Here is a 19,390-nt window from a genome sequence, read left to right as displayed (position 1 = left end):
CACGAACGGGAGTTTACGAGAAGAAATGGGGTGGTTGGAGTAGATGGAGACGATCAAGGACCGTATCCACCGGTGTCAGGTGACAACACAGGTGAACACGGCCCTCGAGGTGGATCAGGAGTCACTGCAACAGGTGGGGGTTGCCCCCTCCTGCCGGACAGTCCGATCAGCTGGATCGATCGGACGTGCCAGATCGGCACACGATCGCCCTGACCGATCTTAGATGTTGAACCCTAAGGCCCGCATCTGATCGCGCCCGTCTTCAGTAATGCGTTCTGGGCCCCATGGTGGCATCCAGACCCAGTTCAGTCGCCATTCGTCCACCATCGTGCCGATAGCCCGACCGACCTGATCTTCGATTTCATCCGTCAGCGGGCAGGCTGCAGTGGTCAATGTCATATCCACGATCAGCACACCGTCTTCGGCGTAGTTCAGACCATAGAGTAACCCCAGATCCACGACGTTGATACCCAGTTCGGGGTCAATCACGTCTTTCAGGGCCTCTTCGAGGTCCTCGATCGGTGTTTGTGCACTCACGTCAGTCATGATGGGAACACCTTCTTCAGGTCGGTCGTGGCTTTCGCGCTGTCAGGCTGTGGCCACACGGGCCGACTAGGCCTGAGCTACGGCAGCCTTTTCGTAGTTGATGTAGCCTTCTTCTTCCAGCTTATCGGCCAGCTCAGGACCTCCGGAGTCCACCACGTGACCGTCCACGAACACGTGCACGAAGTCTGGCTTGATGTAGCGCAGAATGCGGGTGTAGTGGGTGATCAACAGGGTGCCCAAGCCGTTGGCGTCCTGTGCCCGGTTGACACCTTCGGACACGATACGTAGCGCGTCAATGTCCAGCCCGGAGTCGGTCTCATCCAGGATGGCGAACTTAGGCTTGAATAGTTCCAGCTGCAAGATTTCGGCGCGCTTCTTTTCACCACCAGAGAACCCTTCGTTCACGTTACGGGTGGAGAACGCCGGGTCCATCTGGAGCCGTTCGAAGGCGTCCTTGACTTCCTTGGACCAGTGACGCAAGGAGGGCGCCTCACCGTCGATGGCGGTCTTGGCGGTGCGCAGGAAGTTGGTCATGGTCACGCCGGGGACTTCCACCGGGTACTGCATGGCCAGGAACAGACCGGCCTGAGCGCGTTCGTCGACAGACTTTTCCAGCAGGTCCTCACCGTCGAGCAGGATCTCACCTGCGGTGACTTCATAGGCCGGGTGACCGGCGATGGCCGAGGCCATAGTGGACTTTCCTGAGCCGTTGGGGCCCATCAGCGCGTGAGTCTCACCGGAATTGACGGTCAGGTTCACGCCTTTCAAAATCTCTTTGACGCCGTCTTCGGTCTCGATCGAAACGTGGAGGTTCTTTACCTCAAGGGTTGACATAGCTACAAATTCTCCTTGATGCCTTGGTTTGGTGAAGGCCAACCGGCCTCCGGTCGTCGTTGGTAGTGGGTAGCTCGCGGGAATTAGAATTCTAGCCCGCGGATTTCGGCTTCCATGACTTCCACGAGTCGGCGTTCCACATCGTCGATACCGATCTTCTGGATGATTTCGTTCAAAAACCCACGCACGATCAGCTTGCGGGCCTGGGGCTCGGGAATACCCCGGGCCATCAGGTAGAACAGCTGATTCTCATCGAAGCGACCGGTGGAGGATGCGTGTCCGCCACCTTCAATGACGCCGGTTTCGATCTCCAGGTTCGGAACCGAATCGGCTTGCGCGCCGTCGGTGAGCAACAGGTTCTCGTTCTTCTCGTAGGTATCAGTGCCTTCTGCCTCTTTACGGATCAGCACATCGCCAACCCACACAGTACGAGCCGAATCACCCTGTAGCGCTCCCTTGTACAGCGCATCGGAGACGCAGTTCTCGGTGGAGTGATCCACGAAGATCCGGTGCTCCAGGTGCTGGCCGGCATCAGCGAAGTATAGGCCATACATCTCCACGTTGGCGCCGGGACCGGCGAAGCGGGTCGTCGGCGTCAATCGGACTAACGAACCGCCGTAGGTGACCAAGGTATGGCGGTACTTGGCGTCGCGACCCACCTTGGCCTGCTGGGATCCGGCGTGGACCGAACCCTCGTCCCAGGCTTGGATGCTGACCACGTTCAGTGAGGCACCCTCATCCACAGTGATCTCGATATTTTGACCCAGCACCGCTGATCCGGACTGGTTGATCACCAGCACCACCTGGGAATGGCGACCTATGTGAATTCGCACGTGTTGAGCGGCTGGCTCCTGGGACTGGCCAGCGATATCGACCAGCAACGGCTTGTCGAGTTCGGTTTCGTCAGCCACAGTGATCACGGTGGCCTCCTGAAAGTTGTGCCAGGCAGCCGCTGAGACGCGATCATCAGGAATGAAAGCCTGCCCCAGACGCTGATCGTCGCGGCCGACGGTTTCGACCGTGACGCCCTGGGTTTCTTCCACGGTGACCTGCGGAGCCGGTCCGGTCAGTCGCTGCTCATCGCCACCGGGCAACTCCAGACCGGAAAGCCGCTCGATCGGAGTGAACCGCCATTCCTCTTCGCGTCCGGTGAGCTGTGGGAAGTCCGCCAGATCGTAGCTGATGGTCCGGTCGGCGCGTGAGGTACCGAATTTCTGTTTGGTCTCGGCATCCAGGTGGGACGCCTGGGTGGCATCGGCGATCTCCGTGGACAAGGTCTCACCCTCATCCGTCATGCCTGGAATCAGGGGAGCCGCTCCCCCGGTTTCCGTGTCACGAGCGTGTGTAGCGTTGGTCACCGTTAGCCCACCGATCCTTCCATTTGCAATTCGATTAGCTTGTTCAGTTCCAGTGCGTATTCCATGGGCAAGTGCCGGGAAATCGGCTCCACGAACCCGCGGACGATCATCGCCATCGCATCCGTCTCGGACAGGCCACGACTCATGAGGTAGAACAGCTGCTGTTCAGAGACCTTGGAGACGGTGGCCTCGTGGCCGAGAGCGACGTCGTCTTCGCGAATATCGATGTAGGGGTAGGTGTCGGTGCGCGAAATGGTATCAACGAGCAGTGCGTCACAGATCGTGGAGTTCGCGGAGTTCTTCGCCCCGGACACGATCTGGACCAGGCCACGGTAGGCTGCGCGCCCCCCACCACGCGCCACCGACTTGGAGACGATGTTCGAGGAGGTATTCGGAGCCAGGTGTACCATCTTGGAACCGGTATCCTGGTGCTGGCCGGCGCCGGCGAAAGCCATCGACAGGGTCTCACCGCGAGCGTGCTCACCGGTGAGGTAGACGGCTGGGTACTTCATGGTGGTCTTGGCGCCAATGTTGCCGTCGATCCACTCCATGGTCCCGCCCTCTTCGCACACGGCACGCTTGGTGACCAGGTTATACACGTTATTCGACCAGTTCTGAATGGTGGTGTAACGCACGCGGGCGTTCTTCTTGACCACGATCTCCACCACAGCTGAGTGCAACGAATCGGTCTGGTAGATCGGGGCGGTGCAACCTTCGATGTAGTGGACGTAGGAGTCCTCGTCGGCGATGATCAGCGTCCGTTCGAACTGACCCATGTTCTCGGTATTGATCCGGAAGTAGGCCTGCAACGGGATCTCGACGTGTACGCCCTTGGGGACGTAGACGAAGGACCCACCGGACCAGACCGCGGTGTTCAGCGCGGCGAACTTATTATCGCCGACCGGAATCACCGAGCCGAAGTACTCCTCAAAGAACTCCGGGTGTTCTCTCAAAGCGGTGTCGGTATCCATGAAGATCACGCCCTGGGCCTCCAGATCTTCACGGACCTGGTGGTAGACCACCTCGGACTCGTACTGGGCGGCCACACCGGCGACCAGGCGCTCACGCTCGGCCTCGGGGATACCCAACCGCTCGTAAGTCTCCAAGATGTCTTCGGGAAGTTCTTCCCAGGTGCTGGCCTGACGCTCGGTGGAACGCACGAAATACTTAATACGATCGAAATCGATCCCGGACAGGTCGGCACCCCAGGTCGGCAACGGTTTGCGGTCGAAGTAGCGCAGACCCTTCAACCGGGTTTTCAGCATCCATTCGGGCTCTTCTTTGATGCTGGAGATGTGCCGGACGACGTCCTCATCCAGGCCACGTTTGGCAACAGCGCCGGCCTCGTCGGAGTCGTGCCAGCCGAATTCGTAGTTACCCAGGGACTTCAGTTCTGGATTGTCGTCCAGAACTCTTTGAATGACCCGTGGATCGGCGGTGTCTTGACTGATCTGATCGGTCATCATCAACCTCTTTTATCGCTGGTTGTCATGGTCGGGTGGTCGCAACGGCTTGCCTCCGGATCACTCCGGATGGTCACCGCTTAAGCTCGGGCAGCATTCTGTTCGGCTTGGGCAGTCAACGACGCATAGGCCTTGCGCCCTAGGGGCACGTGCGTGGTGCACACATGCCCGCCGGTGGGCAGGGTCGCCAATCGGCGCACATCTACCTGCAACAACCGGGCGAACAGTTCGGTTTCTTCTTCACAAAACTCGGGGTACTGCGCGGCCAGATCCTTGATCGGGCAGTGTCCCTGACAAATCTGGGCTGCCCGCAGGGTCGTCACGCGTGCACCGCGTCCGGCGCGCCGGGTGGTGGCCGCGTAACCGAGTTCATCCAACACGGCGGTGAGCACCTTGATCCGCTCCGACAGCGTCATCTCGTCGGTGGCTCGATCCAGGAATAGCGTCTCGACCTCGGCGAAATGGTCCCGGGCGAACCGGCGGACCGCCTCGGGCCCACCCAGCTCGGCAATCATTTCCATGGCAGCGCTCGTCACGGCCAGGTAATCATCCCCGAGCTGTTGTTGTCCTTCGTGCGTGACGACATAGCGTTTGGAGGGACGCCCGGCACCCGCATCGCCGGAGACCGACTTAACCTCGATCAACCCCTCGGACTCGAGAGCGTCGAGGTGGCGTCGCACGGCCGCGGCAGTCAGATGCAACTCACTACCGATGGCAGCGGCGCTCACCGGCCCGCGCGTCAGCACGGCATGGAGCACCTTCTCGCGGGTGTTTTCCCGAGAGCTACCGGCCGGTTCGCCAGACTGCGTCGCAGACTTCGTTCCGGAAGTCTCTTGGTGACGGGGAAAATAAGTAACCATGATATTTCCTAATTATACGCGGGATCGTGCGGACTGATAGTTTGGCATGCCTAAGTTCGCGACGAGATGACGCCGGATGACCGGTCAAGACCGGCCCCCACCTGCTCCACGTCTGATCTCCGAATAGCTTCTGCTGTCCGAATAGCCATGATCCAAGTAGCTATAGTGAACACCGTGACTTCTGCATCCTCTCTCCATCCAGACACGAGCAACGCTGGATCAGATCAGATCCTGCTCGACGTTGATGATGTGTGGCTGAGCGTGAATTCTGACGAAGGCACCGTCAACATTCTGCGGGGTATGAGCCTGCAAGCCCGCGCCGGGGAGGTGACGGCCCTATTGGGGCCCAACGGTGCCGGCAAAACCACCACGTTGTCGATTGCCCAGGGACTGGTCAAGCCCTCTGCCGGTAGTGTCCGGCTGTTAGGTCAGGACCCCTTTACCGCCACCGCAGCGCTGCGAAGCCAGGTTGGGGTGATGTTGCAGGATGGCGGATTACCACCGTCGGTGACGCCCTTGCGCCTGATTGAACATCTGGCTCACCTCTACCGAGAGCCCCTGGATATTTACGCTTTGATCAACCGGTTGGAGATCACCGAGTTTCAGGATCGGACCATACGCCGACTGTCGGGGGGCCAGCAACAGCGGGTTGCAATGGCTGCCGCGCTGATCGGTCGGCCCTCGGTGATCTTCTTGGATGAGCCCTCGGCCGGACTCGATCCAGTCTCTCGCCGGGTCGTGTTTGAGCTGATCCAGCAGATGAAACACGCCGGACTGGCCATCGTACTCACCACCCACCTCCTCGATGATGCCGAAAAGCTAGCCGATCGGGTCATCCTGATCAATCACGGCCGGGTGGAGCGTGAAGGAACCGTTGCCGAATTGACGGATCATCATGACCGTCCCGCTGTGCTGTTCTCGGTCGAAACTCCCCTGTCGGACCACGCCCTGGCCGATGTGCCCGAGGCGTTGAGCGTACACCGGGTTACCGCTACCGAAGCGACCGGTATGGTCGGGATGGAAACCTGGCAGGTGCGCGGACTGCAAGAACCAGCCGACTACGTGGAATTGACCCGGTGGTGGCAACGCTGGGATATTCTGCCGCGTGATCTGTCGATGTCCCGGCGGTCGTTAGAAGATGTGTTTTGGGAGGTGACCCCGTGAGCCAACAGCACCCGGACCAACCGGCACGGCCCGACCCACACCCGGATGACCGGCCCGATGGACAGCTCCGTGAACAGGCCGATGAGTTGACATACCGTTCGCACTATCAGGATCGTATGCTGGATCTCACGCCGGTGGCCAGGCCTCACGCCTCAGGTTTGTTTCGGCGCGTGATTGCTCAGGGCGGCTATGAAACCCGCACCACCTTGTCCAATGGGGAACAGCTACTGGTGTCGATCATCTTGCCACTGATGGTGCTGATCGCGCTGTCGGTGACTGACTTCATCGTCGCTGAAGGGTCCACGATCTCGCCGGTGAACCTCGCGACCCCCGGCGTGTTGGCCTTGGCGGTGTTGTCCTCGGGACTAACTGGTCAGGGCATCGCGACCGGATTTGACCGACGCTACGGGGTGCTTCGCTACCTGTCCACCACTCCCCTGGGACCGACCGGACTCCTGCTGGGCAAGGCGGTCGCGGTGGTACTGGTGCTGATCGTGCAACTGATGGTTTTAGGGCTCGCCGCGCTGTTTCTCGAGTGGCGACCGGTCGCTGTCGGGGTGTTATACGCTGGGATCTTCATCGTACTGGGAGCGGTCACCTTTACCGCCTTGGGCCTGCTGATTGCTGGAACCGTCCGCCCGGAAGCAACCTTAGCGATCACGAATCTGCTCTGGGTGATCCTGGGGGCCGCCGGTGGCGTGGTTTTTGCCGTGCCCGAGAACCTGTTCGGTGAGCTCTTGCAGTTTTTGCCCTCGGCTGCCCTGGGTGAGGGGTTGCGGGCCGCCACGGTGCGCGGTCAATTCGATCTGCTCAGCTTCGTCATCTTAGTGGTCTGGGCGGCGATCTTCACCGGGTGCACAGTACGCTGGTTTAAATGGCGATAACTAAGAGTTTCGCTCCGATTGCCGTGACCCCTGGGCCGAATGTTGAAAGAGGTTGATCAACGTGTCTGGTTTCGCGCTGCGGGATGATGTCCACACTCAGCACCATACTGAAACGTCCCGGTCCCCGCTCCAGCGGACCAAAGACTGGTTGATGCCCACCTCGGTGACCGGGTGGACCATGGCGGTGGCGGTGGCCTCACTGATAACTCAAATCGGCATTATCGTCACCGGTGGCGCGGTGCGACTGACCGAATCTGGGCTGGGCTGTCCGACCTGGCCGAAATGTACCCCCGAGTCTTTGACGAACACCCCCGAAATGGGAATCCACGGTTATATCGAGTTCGGCAATCGGACGCTGACCTTTGTGCTCACCGCGGTCGCGGTGCTGATGCTGTTGGCGATCTGGCGACTGCGGGCCACCTACCGTGCAATCTTCTGGCTATCGATTATTCTGCTGTGTGGCATTCCCGGGCAAGCGGTGATCGGTGGAATGACGGTCCTGACCGAGCTGAACCCCTGGGTGGTCTCCCTGCACTTCTTGTTATCGAGCTTCTTGGTCTGCCTGGCCGCCCTACTGGTCAACCGGGTGGGACTGGAGCGTCGCATCGGCGGCGGCGAGGTGGAGCAGGTCCCGTCCCTGGTGGATGGCGAGACCACCGCCACGACCCGCGGGTTGGCACGTGCGGCTTTCGTGCTGGGCTGGATCACCTTGATCCTCGGCACCGTCGTCACCGGTTCGGGCCCCCACGGCGGAGATGCCGAAGCGCCCCGCCACGATTTTGATCCGGCGATCGTGACCCGCTGGCACGTCATCCCGGTTTACCTGCTGATCGCCGTGGTGATCGTCCTGCTGGTGTTGGTGCATCGGTTGGCGTCCTCCCAGCGCCAGCGGATCAGCGTCTGGGCCATGGTTGCGGTGATCGTCCTGCAGGCCAGCGTGGGCTACTATCAGCACTTTAACGGTCTGCCCATCGTGGCCGTGCTGGGGCACATGCTCGGAACCGGGCTCCTAGCGTGGCTGATGACCAATATGATGGATCGGCAATGCTCGTCCTATTCCTGGCACGACACTGTGGTGGATCCCCGCTCTGGTGGATCCCCGCTCTCCGAGATTCGCGGCCAACATGGACCCGGCCAATCTGGTGGCTGACGCCCAGGCCGAAGGCGCCTCTCCCGGCCCGGCCCGCTAACACCCGCTTTCCCTCCTGCACCCCTTGATGGTGGGTCAGGATCACACCTTCCGACAGGCCAGACCGGTGTCGGTGAGTGGGGAGGCCAGACCTTAGCTGGGATCAGCGCTGGCGCTCGGATCGTTGGTATCGCGGTACCACAGCTCGGTGAGTCGTCCGGCCTCGTCGATACTGAAGTGCAGATCCAGTGGCTGGGCGGAGATATCGGGAGTCAACGTCATCATCGCGCTAGCCTGGTCGGTCTGTTCGTAGTGGGTCATCACATACGGCTTCTGGGGGCGTAGCTCGGCATTGAGGGTGCCCACCAACGAGTCGACGGGGATCTGTTCAGTCAGTTCAGGGGCCACCCGGTCGTACCAGTCGGAGCGGTCAATGGCGCGGTTGCCGTTAATTTGGTTCAGGATCCAGCGCCCGGTGTCGCCGAGTTGGTTGTCCGGAAAGTGGTCGGGTGCGACATGGGTGGGGGCGGCATTGCCATCCGGGGTGGCCTCGCGGTGCTCGGATTCGACGCAACCGCTCAGCCCCAAAGAGCCCACCAGCGCCAGCCCAGCGAGCAAGGCCAGCCCACGGTGCGCGCATCCGGATACGGACGTCGCGGTGTGCGGAGAGTGTACGGCACGGTACCTGAATGTCACGATGAGTCCTTTATCTGCTATCTGCAACAGCTTGACCTGCAACAGCGTGCCCACAGCGACCGAGCCTGTCCCGGAGCGATAACCGTACCGGACCGAGACCCGGTCTATCGGGGCTAAAGCGCCGGGGCGGTCACGGCCTCGGCCATCAGCGGCTCACCCACGAACGGGTCGATGGCCAGGCCGATGAACAGCAGGGTCAAATAGGTAATCGACAAGTGGAAGACCTTCATAGCCTGTTTGTCCTGAAAATCCGGTTTCTGCGATTCCCGGTAAAGAACGTGGCTCTCATAGATGAACCAGCCACCCACCGTTGCCGCGATCACGGTGTAGACAACACCAGCCCACCCCAACGGCACCAGCAACAGCGAACACATCACCGTCGCCCAGGTATAGAGCACACACTGGGTGGAGACTTTCCGGGCGGTGGCGATTGCACCCAGCATGGGGACGTTGGCCTGCCGGTAATCGGATTTGTACTTCAGCGACAGCGGCCAGTAGTGCGGAGGGGTCCATAAGAAAATCACCGCGAACAGCACCACGGCTGGCCATTCGATGGTCTCGCGCACGGCCGCCCAGGCGATCAGTACCGGGAAACAGCCGGCGATCCCGCCCCAGACGATGTTCTGTTCGGTGCGGCGCTTAAGGATCAGGGAGTAGACGACCACGTAGAAGAAGATGGCCAGTGCCCCCAGCGCGGTGGCCAGCCAGTTGGTGCCGACCGCGAGGATGACCAAGGAGATCGCGCCCAGCACCGATGCGAAGATCAAGGCTTCGCGCGGGGTGACCTCACCGGTGACCAGCGGCCGGGATCGGGTGCGGTCCATCACCTTGTCGATATCGCGATCGATGTAGCAGTTGAACGCGGCCGAAGACCCGGCCGCCGCGGCACCGCCGACCATGGTGGCTAGCATCAGCCACCCCGAGGGGAAGCCCTGGGCGGCGAAGATCATGGTTGGCAACGTGGTGACCAGCAACAGCTCCATCACGCGGGGCTTGGTCAAGGACACGTAGGCGGCGATCTTACGCTTCAGACCGATCGAGCCTGGCCGTGAGGTGGTTTCGGAGGCGGAACCCGGTGTGGTCTGCTGAGTGCTTTTAACGGAAGTCGACATCTATCGTGAGTCCGATTCGGTAGGGTGCGGTCTTGGCCCACGTCGCGATGATGCAGTCAGGCAGATGAGGTGTGGTGATGCCAGCAGATACCGCCACGGTGGGTGTCGGGACGCGTGGTTAATATTCTCGTCGTCTGGTGTCTGTGTCTAGTCTACCCGGTTGAGCTCGGTGCTGAGTTTTCTGACATGCTGATGGTGCCTGCCATGCCGGTGGTGCCGGCTACGGCGACCGGTTTGTCTAGTGCGGGCCATCGGTTGGGGGCGAACCGATGGGATCTGCTGGTTTTCGGGATGATCCATCGCATGGACGGCTCGATCGGCGCTAAGCTGAAGACGCAGCACTTTTCTCCAGAGCCTGTCCGGAGACGATCCGGGTGGCAGGGAAAGTCATCGTCGCACAAGTTCACCCTGCAGGAAGGTCCTCCGTGGTCTCACAAGATGCACAGACACATCATCACCTAAACCGGCTCCAACCGGCCCGAGACTATACCTATACCGAGCAGGATCAGCGCACCGTCGATTCGCTGCGCGTGCTGGCTGCTGATGCGGTCGAAAAGGTCGGATCTGGGCACCCCGGAACCGCGATCTCGCTGGCTCCGGTGGCCTGGCAGTTATTTCAGAACGTCATGCGCTGGGATCCCACCGATGCCGGCTGGCACGGTCGGGACCGGTTCATCCTCTCCCCCGGTCACACCTCGCTGACCCTGTACCTGCAGTTATTCGCCGCCGGAGCTGGTCTGGAGATGAGCGATCTGGAAGCGTTGCGCACCTGGGGCTCGAAGACCCCGGGGCATCCCGAGTACAGTCATACCGATCATGTGGAGATCACCACCGGGCCGCTAGGTCAGGGCCTCGCCTCGGCGGTGGGTTTCGCCTACGAACAGCGTCGGTTGCGCGGATTGTTGGATCCCGAGGCTGCGACCGGGACTAGCCCGTTTGACTATCACGTGTTTGTGATCGCCTCCGACGGGGATATGCAGGAGGGGATAACCTCCGAGGCGTCCTCATTGGCCGGTACCCAGGAACTGGGCAATCTGGTGGTGATCTACGACGACAATAAGATCTCGATCGAAGATGACACCGAGATCGCCTTTAGCGAAGACGTGGCCGCCCGCTACCGGGCCTACGGCTGGCACGTGGAAGAGATCGACTGGACGGCCGGGGGTGACTACGTTGAGGACACCAGGTCGCTGTACCAGGCGATCGTGGCGGCCAAAGCAGAAACCCAGCGGCCCACGCTGATCATCTTGCGCACCATTATCGGGTGGCCGTCCCCGACCAAGCAGAACACCGGGGCGATCCACGGCTCGAAGCTAGGCCCCGAGGAGCTGACCGGGCTCAAGCACGCTCTGGATGTTGATCCCGAGCAACACTTCCACATTGAACCTGAGTTACTCGAGCGCGCCCGCGAGGTCAAACACCGCAACGGCCAGTACCGGGCTACATGGGACGAGGCTCTAGCAGTGTGGCGGGCTGCCAACCCGGAACGCTCGGCCCTGTATGACCGCCTGATCGCCCGAAAATTGCCCGAGGGGTTTGCCGAGGCATTCCCGGTATTTGACGCCGACCAGAAGGGGATCGCCACTCGGGCGGCCTCCGGCCAGGTGCTCAACGCGCTGGCCGATGTGATGCCAGAACTGTGGGGCGGATCGGCGGATCTGGCCGGATCCAATAACACCACCATGAAGGACAACCCCAGCTTCATTCCTGAACGCCGGTCTACCGGAGCCTTCAGCGGACACCCCTATGGGCGGGTGTTGCACTTCGGAATTCGAGAGCACGCTGCCGGGGCGATCATTAACGGCGTGAACCTGGGCGGGCTGACCCGGGCCTATATGGGAACGTTTTTGATTTTCTCCGACTATCAGCGACCCGCCATCCGGTTGGCCGCGCTGATGGGCGCCCCCTCGGTGTTCGTGTGGACCCACGACTCGATCGGGTTGGGTGAAGACGGTCCGACCCACCAGCCAGTGGAACACCTGGCATCCCTGCGCGCAATACCCGGACTGGACGTGATCCGGCCTGCCGACGCTAACGAGGTTTCGGTGGCCTGGAAAACCCTACTGTCCCACACGGACCGGCCGGCCGGGATGGTGCTGTCGCGTCAGGCGTTACCGATCATGCCCAGGGACGAACGGGGCTTCGCCTCGGCGGAGCATGTCGCCCGGGGCGCCTATGTGCTGATTGATGCCCAAGGAGCTGGCGGTCCGCAGAGCGTTATGCCGGATGTGGTGTTGCTCGCGACCGGATCCGAGGTACAGCTGGCCGTGGCAGCGCGCGACCAGCTCGAGGCCGACGGGATTGGCACCCGCGTGGTTTCGGCACCCTGTCTGGAATGGTTCGACACCCAGGATGCCACCTACCGGGCGGAGGTGCTACCGGCCGGTGTTCCCACCGTCTCGGTCGAGGCCGGGGTGGCCCAGGGTTGGCAACGCTACACCGGACCAAACGCCGCCCATATTTCGCTGGAGCATTTCGGTGCCTCAGCCGACTACCAGACCCTCTTTGAGCAGTTCGGAATCACCGTTGACGCGGTGGTGGCCGCCGCCAGAAACCTGGTGCGTGGCGGATCCGGCGATGGGTGAGCCGGCGACCGAACACCGAGCGATGACCGCCTGCCGGCACGACGTTGATCCCGCGTGGTCCCACGCAGAAAGCGAGCGTAACCCGTGACAGTACAACCCAGTCCCCGCACCGCAGAGCTGAGCACCGGCCGGGGTGTCTCGATCTGGTTGGACGATCTCTCCCGTCCGGCGATCACCTCAGGACTGTTGCGCGAGATGATCGAGTCCTACACTCTCACCGGAGTCACGACCAACCCCTCGATTTTCGCCAAGGCGCTGGCCGATGGGGTCGGCTATGAGTCCCAGCTGCGCGCCCTGGCCGCCGAGGGAGCCGATACCGAACGGGCCGTGAGGGAACTGACCACCCGGGACGTGCGCGAAGCCTGCGATCTGTTTGCAGAGATCTACCGGTCCACCCACGGTGTGGATGGTCGGGTCTCGCTGGAGGTCGACCCGCGACTGGCGAAGGACACCCAGGCCACGATTGATCAGGCACTCCAGCTGGCCGACGCGGTGGGACGCGAGAATCTGATGATCAAAATCCCGGCCACCACTGAAGGCCTGCCGGCGATCACTGAAGTCTTGGCGGCTGGAATTTCGGTGAACGTGACCCTGATCTTCTCGCTGGTGCGCTATCGGGAAGTGATCAACGCCTGGTTGCTGGGGCTGGAAGCCGCCCACCGGGCCGGACGCGATCTGAGCACTATCCACTCGGTGGCCAGCTTCTTCGTCTCTCGGGTTGACACCGAGATCGACGCGCAATTACAGCAGACCGCCCTGGAACCGGCTCGAATCGCGGAATTGCAGGGCCGGGCCGGACTGGCCAATGCCCGGCTGGCCTACCGGATCTTCATCAACGCCCAGGACACCGAGCGGTGGCGGTATCTCCGCGATGCCGGCGCGCGAGTCCAGCGGCCGCTGTGGGCTTCCACCGGCACGAAGAACCCCGCCTATTCCGATGTGTACTACGTCGAGGGGTTGATCGCCGAGCACACCGTCAACACGATGCCACTGGCTACCCTGGAAGCTTTCGCCGATCACGGGGAGGTCGACCAGCCAGAGATCTCGACCTATTTTGCCGACGATGATCAGCTCCTCGACGATCTGGCGAAGGTCGGGATCGACTACCAGCAGGTGGTCACCACCCTGGAAGACGAGGGCATCGCCAAATTTGAGACCGCGTGGTTAGAGCTCTGGACCACCGTAACCGACCAACTAGACCGCGCCAAGACCGCCTGACCGATCCACCCGTTCCCACCAATCTCAGCGCACGGACACCCCGTATCGACAGGAGCCAACGATGAATTCTCTGGGGATCAATCTTTCCGGTAACGCCCTCCACGGTGTTGACCAGCGTGTTGAGGAATTGCTCAGCAACCACTTCGCCTCCCGCCTGTTGGAGCGTGATCACACACTGTGGGGCCCCGAGGCCGAAGCTGAAGCGTCGCAACGTCTGGGCTGGGTCGACCCCTTCGACGCAGCCTTCGAGCTGATCCCACAGATCACCCAGTTACGCGAGCAGCTGGCTGACAAGGGCATCACCCGGGTGGTGTTGGCCGGGATGGGTGGCTCCTCGCTGGGTGCTGAAGTCATGGCCCGCGCCGCCGGGGTCCGGCTGGATGTGGTGGATTCCACCGACCCGGAATTGGTGGGCTCGATTTTGGCCGCCGGGGTGGCCGATACGGTCTTCGTGATTTCCTCCAAATCCGGCTCCACGGCTGAAACCGACGCGGCCCGGCGTGCGTTTACTCAAGCACTGCAGGATGCCGGGCTGACGCCCGGCGATCACCTGATTGCCGTCACCGACCCCGGATCTCCGTTGGAGTCGCTGGCCCGAGACCACCAGTACACCGCAGTGTTTGAAGCCGATCCCACCATTGGCGGGCGCTACTCGGCCCTGTCGGCCTTCGGGCTGGTGCCGGCCGGACTGGCCGGAGTTGAGCTGACCACGATCGTCGACGATGCCGAGGCTGCTTCCCACAGTCTGTACGAGGACGACGAGACCAACCCGGCGTTACGGGCTGCCGCAGTCTTGGGGGCCGGGGCGCCGAGTCGCAATAAACTTATCATCACTAATTTTGATCAAGCTCTGCCCGGATTTGGGGACTGGATTGAACAGCTCATCGCCGAATCCACCGGAAAACACGGGACCGGATTCTTGCCGGTGATCGTCGAGCCCGGTGCCGCGGAGAACCGTAGTCACGACGAGGACGTGATCCATCTGCACCTGATCGCCGACCCCGGGGATTCCCAGGCGACGTTGAATCCGGAAGATCCTCGGGACGACGAGGTGCAGATTTATGGCAGTTTAGGTGCCCAGCTAGTGTTCTGGGAGGTCACCACCGTGGCCGCAGCCAGCCTGATCGGGGTCAACCCCTTCGATCAGCCTGATGTGGAATCGGCCAAGGTCGCCACCCGCGCAGTACTGGCCGAGCCGACCACACCGGAACCACCCCAGATCAGCACCGCCGAATTCGATCTATTCGGCCCGGCTGGGTTGCTCGGCGATGTGGAAGCCACCGGTGAAGCCCAACAGATCCTCACCGAAGTGTTCACCGTACTCGGTACGGTGCTGGAGGACGATAGCTACCTGGCGGTGCAGGCCTACACCAACCGGTTGCGGCAACAGCACCTCACCCGCCTGCGCCCGGCGCTGGCCCGTCGTTACGGTCGGCCGGTGACCTTCGGCTGGGGCCCGCGGTTCCTGCACTCCACCGGACAGTTCCACAAGGGCGGTCCGGCCACCGGCGTGTTCATTCAAATTACCGCCGATTCCGAACTCGACCTGCAAATCCCGGGGCTGAACTACAGTTTCGCAGAGTTGATCACCGCCCAAGCCGCCGGAGATGGCTCGGTGCTGACCGAAACCGGACAACCGGTGGTGCGGATACATCTCAAGGACCGCTCGGCAGCGATCGAGACCCTGATCAACGCTGCCGAACAGATCTAGCCGCATCTGTCGATCACCACCGATCAACACACCCTACGTAGCAGGAAGGCACAGCACACGTGGCACCAGCATGGCCCGCAACACCCCAGGATCCGCCCCGCCCGTCGCGTCATACCAATCCGTTGCGTGACCCGGCCGACCGGCGCCTGACCTCGATTGCTGGACCCTCGGCCATGGTCATGTTCGGGGTCACCGGCGATCTGGCGCGCAAGAAACTGTTGCCGGCCATTTACGATCTGGCCCATAACGGGTTGCTGCCACCGAGTTTCTCCCTGGTCGGGTTCGGTCGACGCGACTGGGACCAGCAGGAATTCACCGCCTTCGTGCAGGCCTCTGTGCGGGCACACGCCAGGACGAGTTTCAACGAGATCGTCTGGGCCCAGCTGTCGGGTGGATTCCGATTCATCTCGGGCGGTTTTGACGACGAGCAGGCCTACCAGCGACTGTCCGCCACGTTGGAGGAGTTGCAAGACCAACGTGGCACTGGGGGCAACACTGCGTTCTACCTGTCGATCCCGCCGGCGTGGTTCGAAACGGTCTCCCGTCATCTGGTCGATCACGGGCTGGCTGGCAAACAGCTCGGTGCTGACACGGATACTGCGCTGGCTCCGTGGCGCCGGGTGGTGATCGAAAAACCCTTCGGGCATGATCTGGCTTCGGCTCGGGAGCTCAACGAGGTGATCGAGCAGGTCTTCTCCCCCGATGACGTGTTTCGGATCGACCACTACTTAGGGAAAGAAACCGTCCAGAATATTTTGGCCCTGCGATTTGCCAATCGGCTGTATGAACCGTTGTGGAATGCCCAACACGTCGACCATGTGCAGATCACGATGGCTGAATCGATCGGGATTGAGGGCCGTGCCGGCTACTACGACGGGGTCGGGGCCGCCCGGGATGTGATCCAGAACCACCTGTTGCAGTTGCTGGCGCTGACCGCGATGGAAGAACCCCTGTCTTACCGGGCCGATGATCTGCGGGCAGAAAAAGAAAAGGTGCTCAAATCCGTGGTGGTGCCCCAGGACCTGGGACACTGTTCGGCCCGGGGCCAATACGCCGGGGGCTGGCAAGGCGGAGAAAAGGTCCTGGGCTTTTTGGACGAAGAGGGATTCGATCCCCATTCCCGGACCGAGACCTATGCCGCGCTCAAATTGGGGATCCACAACCGACGCTGGGAGGGGGTGCCCTTCTACTTGCGCACCGGCAAGCGCTTAGGTCGGCGGGTCACCGAGATCGCGGTGGTGTTCAAGAAGAGCCCGGATCTGATCTTCCCGTCCCACGGGACCACAGACTTCGGCCACAACACCGTGGTGATCCGAGTCCAGCCCGACGAAGGGGTGACGATCCGTTTTGCCTCCAAGGTGCCGGGCACTCAGATGACGGTGCGCGATGTAACCATGGACTTCGGCTACGGTCATGCTTTCACCGAGGACAGCCCCGAGGCCTATGAACGCCTGATTTTGGACGTATTGTTGGGTGACCCGCCACTGTTCCCCCGGCACGAAGAGGTCGAGCAGTCGTGGCGGATCCTGGACCCATTTGAACAGTACTGGGAGTCGTTACCGGACCAGCCAGAACCCTATGAGCCAGGGTCCTGGGGGCCGGCCGGAGCGGATGACATGATGGCCCGTGACGGGCGCGCTTGGAGGAGACCGTAATGATTGTGGAGCTATCCGATACCACCGTCGATCAGGTCCTGAAGGAGATCGGCCGGCTGCGTGAATCTGGTGGCGTGGTCGCCTTAGGTCGGGTACTGTCGCTGATCATTGCAACCACCGCGGACAGTGTAGAAGAAGCCATTGAGGCAGCCAACCAGGCCTCGCGGGAACATCCCTGCCGGATCGTGGTGCTGGCTACCGGCGACCAGCGGAAGCAGACCGGGCTTGATGCTCAAATCCGCGTTGGTGGCGACGCCGGAGCCTCGGACGTGGTGGTGCTTTACACTTCGGGCCAGAACGCGGTGGAATCGGCGACGTTGATCAACGGGTTCCTGCTCCCCGACGCGCCGATCGTCGTGTGGTGGCCCGGCACGGCTCCCACAATCCCGGCTGAGTCACCACTGGGCCGGATCGCCCATCGCCGGATTGTCGATACCAGCGCACCCACCGGCGTGGACGCCCCGACGGCTCTGAAGCTACTTCGTGAAGGCTACCGGGCCGGGGATACCGATCTGTCGTGGACGCGGCTGACCATGTGGCGCAACCAGGTGGCGGCGATTTTTGACACGATCGACCCGGCGTCGGTGCTGGCAGCGACCGTGGACGGGGCCGAGAATAATGCGGCCACGATTTTGATGGGCGCATGGTTGCAGATGCAATTGCAGATCCCGGTCACCTTGGCTTCGACCGGGACTGGTCCGGGGCTGCGATCGGTGCGTTTGGTGCGGCGCGGCGGAGACATCGTGCTGGCGCGCAATGAGGAATCCCCGGTGGCCTTTCTGTATCAACAGGACCGGAAAGTGCAGCGCATTTCGTTGCCTCGCCGGTCACGCCAGGAGTGTTTGACCGAAGAATTGCGTCGCTTGGACCCGGATGAGTTCTTTGGTCGCGTGCTGGCCCAAGGATTGCCAGCTACCAATATTAAGGCGGTGCATCCCAGTGCCCGATAACGACACTCCAACCGCATCACACCACGGTGGGCTCGCTCATGCCATGCGCCGGGAAAGTACAGGTACCGGAGCAACTGTGGCGGTGTTCCCGGATAAGGCACAGTTGCTCGAGGCGGCCGCTGTTGAGCTGGTGGCGGTCATTAATCGGGCCTTGGACCAGCGTGGCCGGGCGCAGATCGTGCTCACCGGAGGAACCTCCGGTATAGGGTTGCTGGAACGGCTCGCGGATCCACAGAAGAACCTTTTGGGACAGGTCACTGATTGGTCGGGCGTGCAGTTGTGGTTCGGCGATGAGCGCTATCTGGACGCGACTGATGCGCAGCGCAATGCGCGACAGGCCTGGGATGCGCTGGTGGGCACACTCGTTGCGTCCTACGGCCTCGGCCGGGAGCAGTTTCACCCCATGCCGGCTGCCACAGCAGGGCATGCTGACCGAGACCACCACGACGTGTTGGCAACCTCTGCCGAGCAGTACGCCACGGAGCTGGCAACGGCAGCCGAGCGGGATCCCGGAGTTGATCAGCGACTGCCACGGTTTGATGTGGTGCTACTGGGAGTTGGCGAAGACGGTCACGTGGCAAGCCTCTTCCCGGGGTTGCCGGGTGTCACGATAACCGGGCGCACGGTCATCCCGGTGACGGGATCGCCGAAGCCCCCGCCGGAACGGTTGTCGTTGAGCCTGGAAGCGCTGAACAGTGGCGACAACGTCTGGCTTTTTGCCCCGGGAGCGGGCAAGGCCGGACCGGTGGGTGCGGTGCGCTCTGCTGACACGCCACCACCAGCATCCGGGCAACAGCGTGCGATGGACGAGGTGCTACCGGCTCTGGTGGTGCGGGGACGGGTCGAAACGCTGTGGTGGGTGGATGAGCAGGCCCTGTCTGAGGGCTAGTTGCAGGATGTGGCGGAAGCTGACCGGGCTGAGAGAAAACTGGCAGGGATCAGAATTCGCGCATGAACTGGGGCAACAGCGCCAGGACGATGATGATCGCACCCCACAGTACGCCGAGGAAGACGGTCAGGCGAGTGAGGTTGCGTTGAGCAACGCCCGAAGAGCTGAGTCCGGAGGTTACGCCACCACCAAACATATCGGACATACCGCCCCCGCGGCCCTTGTGCAATAGGATCAACAGCACCATGGACACACTGATGATCACCAAAAGGATCTGCAGGACAATCTGTAAAATTTCCACGAAAAGATTCTTCCTTTACGCCGTGGGTGACGGCC

At 61.8% G+C, this 19,390-nt stretch carries 17 protein-coding genes; 9 read left to right on the top strand and 8 right to left on the bottom strand.

The window, feature by feature from the left end; translation table 11 throughout:
- Positions 1 to 219 precede the first annotated feature (219 nt).
- The 5 genes from DYI20_RS05760 to DYI20_RS05740 form a co-directional block, all read right to left on the bottom strand.
- On the bottom strand, positions 220 to 546 hold the full coding sequence (locus DYI20_RS05760) for a metal-sulfur cluster assembly factor (protein WP_110098306.1): 327 nt from the start codon (positions 544 to 546) through the stop codon (positions 220 to 222).
- A gap of 66 nt (positions 547 to 612) precedes the next feature.
- Positions 613 to 1,380 (bottom strand): Fe-S cluster assembly ATPase SufC, encoded by a 768-nt coding sequence (sufC, locus tag DYI20_RS05755; protein ID WP_110098305.1) that lies wholly within the window; start codon positions 1,378 to 1,380, stop codon positions 613 to 615.
- Between the two features lie 83 nt (positions 1,381 to 1,463).
- Positions 1,464 to 2,675 (bottom strand): Fe-S cluster assembly protein SufD, encoded by a 1,212-nt coding sequence (sufD, locus tag DYI20_RS05750; RefSeq protein WP_110110204.1) that lies wholly within the window; start codon positions 2,673 to 2,675, stop codon positions 1,464 to 1,466.
- Positions 2,676 to 2,740: 65 nt separating this feature from the next.
- Complete coding sequence (gene sufB, locus DYI20_RS05745) at positions 2,741 to 4,201, bottom strand: Fe-S cluster assembly protein SufB (RefSeq protein WP_122549069.1); 1,461 nt, start codon at positions 4,199 to 4,201, stop codon at positions 2,741 to 2,743.
- Between the two features lie 80 nt (positions 4,202 to 4,281).
- Positions 4,282 to 5,061 carry a helix-turn-helix transcriptional regulator gene (locus DYI20_RS05740; protein WP_183145603.1) on the bottom strand — a complete coding sequence of 260 codons (780 nt, stop codon included), beginning with the start codon at positions 5,059 to 5,061 and terminating at the stop codon, positions 4,282 to 4,284.
- Positions 5,062 to 5,235: 174 nt separating this feature from the next.
- Between DYI20_RS05740 and DYI20_RS05735 the strand changes: the two genes are divergently transcribed.
- The 3 genes from DYI20_RS05735 to DYI20_RS05725 all read left to right on the top strand — a co-directional run bounded on the left by DYI20_RS05735 (position 5,236) and on the right by DYI20_RS05725 (position 8,259).
- A complete protein-coding gene (locus DYI20_RS05735) occupies positions 5,236 to 6,225 on the top strand; it encodes an ABC transporter ATP-binding protein (protein ID WP_244924660.1) in 990 nt (329 codons plus the stop codon).
- A complete protein-coding gene (locus DYI20_RS05730) occupies positions 6,222 to 7,109 on the top strand; it encodes an ABC transporter permease (protein WP_244924659.1) in 888 nt (295 codons plus the stop codon). The genes DYI20_RS05735 and DYI20_RS05730 overlap by 4 nt, the downstream gene beginning before the upstream one ends.
- 61 nt (positions 7,110 to 7,170) lie before the next feature.
- Positions 7,171 to 8,259 carry a COX15/CtaA family protein gene (locus tag DYI20_RS05725; RefSeq protein ID WP_244924658.1) on the top strand — a complete coding sequence of 363 codons (1,089 nt, stop codon included), beginning with the start codon at positions 7,171 to 7,173 and terminating at the stop codon, positions 8,257 to 8,259.
- Positions 8,260 to 8,391: 132 nt separating this feature from the next.
- Here DYI20_RS05725 and DYI20_RS05720 read toward each other — a convergent pair whose 3' ends face one another.
- Together DYI20_RS05720 and DYI20_RS05715 are read right to left on the bottom strand one after the other, a co-directional pair.
- Positions 8,392 to 8,934, bottom strand: coding sequence for a Cpe/LpqF family protein (locus DYI20_RS05720; RefSeq protein ID WP_147472534.1), 543 nt, complete (start codon positions 8,932 to 8,934; stop codon positions 8,392 to 8,394).
- 113 nt (positions 8,935 to 9,047) lie between these two features.
- Positions 9,048 to 10,046, bottom strand: coding sequence for a heme o synthase (locus tag DYI20_RS05715; RefSeq protein ID WP_110101062.1), 999 nt, complete (start codon positions 10,044 to 10,046; stop codon positions 9,048 to 9,050).
- Positions 10,047 to 10,471: 425 nt separating this feature from the next.
- Here DYI20_RS05715 and tkt point away from each other — a divergent pair, with 425 nt between their 5' ends.
- From tkt to pgl, 6 genes are all read left to right on the top strand, one after another.
- A complete protein-coding gene (gene tkt / locus DYI20_RS05705) occupies positions 10,472 to 12,631 on the top strand; it encodes a transketolase (protein WP_122549068.1) in 2,160 nt (719 codons plus the stop codon).
- An 84-nt stretch (positions 12,632 to 12,715) separates the two neighbouring features.
- A complete protein-coding gene (gene tal, locus DYI20_RS05700; protein WP_110110120.1) occupies positions 12,716 to 13,849 on the top strand; it encodes a transaldolase in 1,134 nt (377 codons plus the stop codon).
- 61 nt (positions 13,850 to 13,910) lie between these two features.
- Entirely contained in the window at positions 13,911 to 15,560 is a 1,650-nt protein-coding gene (locus tag DYI20_RS05695; RefSeq protein WP_110110119.1) for a phosphoglucose isomerase-related protein, read from the top strand.
- A gap of 59 nt (positions 15,561 to 15,619) precedes the next feature.
- A complete protein-coding gene (zwf, locus tag DYI20_RS05690) occupies positions 15,620 to 17,215 on the top strand; it encodes a glucose-6-phosphate dehydrogenase (RefSeq protein ID WP_110110118.1) in 1,596 nt (531 codons plus the stop codon).
- On the top strand, positions 17,215 to 18,165 hold the full coding sequence (locus DYI20_RS05685; protein ID WP_110110117.1) for a glucose-6-phosphate dehydrogenase assembly protein OpcA: 951 nt from the start codon (positions 17,215 to 17,217) through the stop codon (positions 18,163 to 18,165). The genes zwf and DYI20_RS05685 overlap by 1 nt, the downstream gene beginning before the upstream one ends.
- The gene (gene pgl / locus DYI20_RS05680) at positions 18,155 to 19,054 is read left to right on the top strand and encodes a 6-phosphogluconolactonase (protein ID WP_166769810.1); all 900 of its coding nucleotides are present in this window, start codon (positions 18,155 to 18,157) and stop codon (positions 19,052 to 19,054) included. Before DYI20_RS05685 ends, pgl begins: the two co-directional genes overlap by 11 nt.
- Before the next feature lie 49 nt (positions 19,055 to 19,103).
- Here pgl and secG read toward each other — a convergent pair whose 3' ends face one another.
- On the bottom strand, positions 19,104 to 19,355 hold the full coding sequence (secG, locus tag DYI20_RS05675; RefSeq protein ID WP_110098294.1) for a preprotein translocase subunit SecG: 252 nt from the start codon (positions 19,353 to 19,355) through the stop codon (positions 19,104 to 19,106).
- Between the last annotated feature and the right edge of the window lie 35 nt (positions 19,356 to 19,390).

It is taken from the genome of Auritidibacter ignavus (assembly GCF_003703835.1).
In the GTDB taxonomy this organism is placed as follows: Bacteria; Actinomycetota; Actinomycetes; order Actinomycetales; family Micrococcaceae; genus Auritidibacter; species Auritidibacter ignavus.
This window is presented reverse-complemented; position numbering and strand designations above follow the sequence as displayed.

Excerpts from the sequence above, each read along its gene's own strand:
- DYI20_RS05760 (WP_110098306.1), bottom strand. The coding sequence starts at position 546 with ATGACTGACGTGAGTGCACAAACACCGATCGAGGACCTCGAAGAGGCC.
- sufC (WP_110098305.1), bottom strand. The coding sequence starts at position 1,380 with ATGTCAACCCTTGAGGTAAAGAACCTCCACGTTTCGATCGAGACCGAA.
- sufD (WP_110110204.1), bottom strand. The coding sequence starts at position 2,675 with ATGACGGATGAGGGTGAGACCTTGTCCACGGAGATCGCCGATGCCACC.
- sufB (WP_122549069.1), bottom strand. The coding sequence starts at position 4,201 with ATGACCGATCAGATCAGTCAAGACACCGCCGATCCACGGGTCATTCAA.
- DYI20_RS05740 (WP_183145603.1), bottom strand. The coding sequence starts at position 5,061 with ATGGTTACTTATTTTCCCCGTCACCAAGAGACTTCCGGAACGAAGTCT.
- DYI20_RS05715 (WP_110101062.1), bottom strand. The coding sequence starts at position 10,046 with ATGTCGACTTCCGTTAAAAGCACTCAGCAGACCACACCGGGTTCCGCC.
- DYI20_RS05695 (WP_110110119.1), top strand. The coding sequence starts at position 13,911 with ATGAATTCTCTGGGGATCAATCTTTCCGGTAACGCCCTCCACGGTGTT.
- DYI20_RS05685 (WP_110110117.1), top strand. The coding sequence starts at position 17,215 with ATGATTGTGGAGCTATCCGATACCACCGTCGATCAGGTCCTGAAGGAG.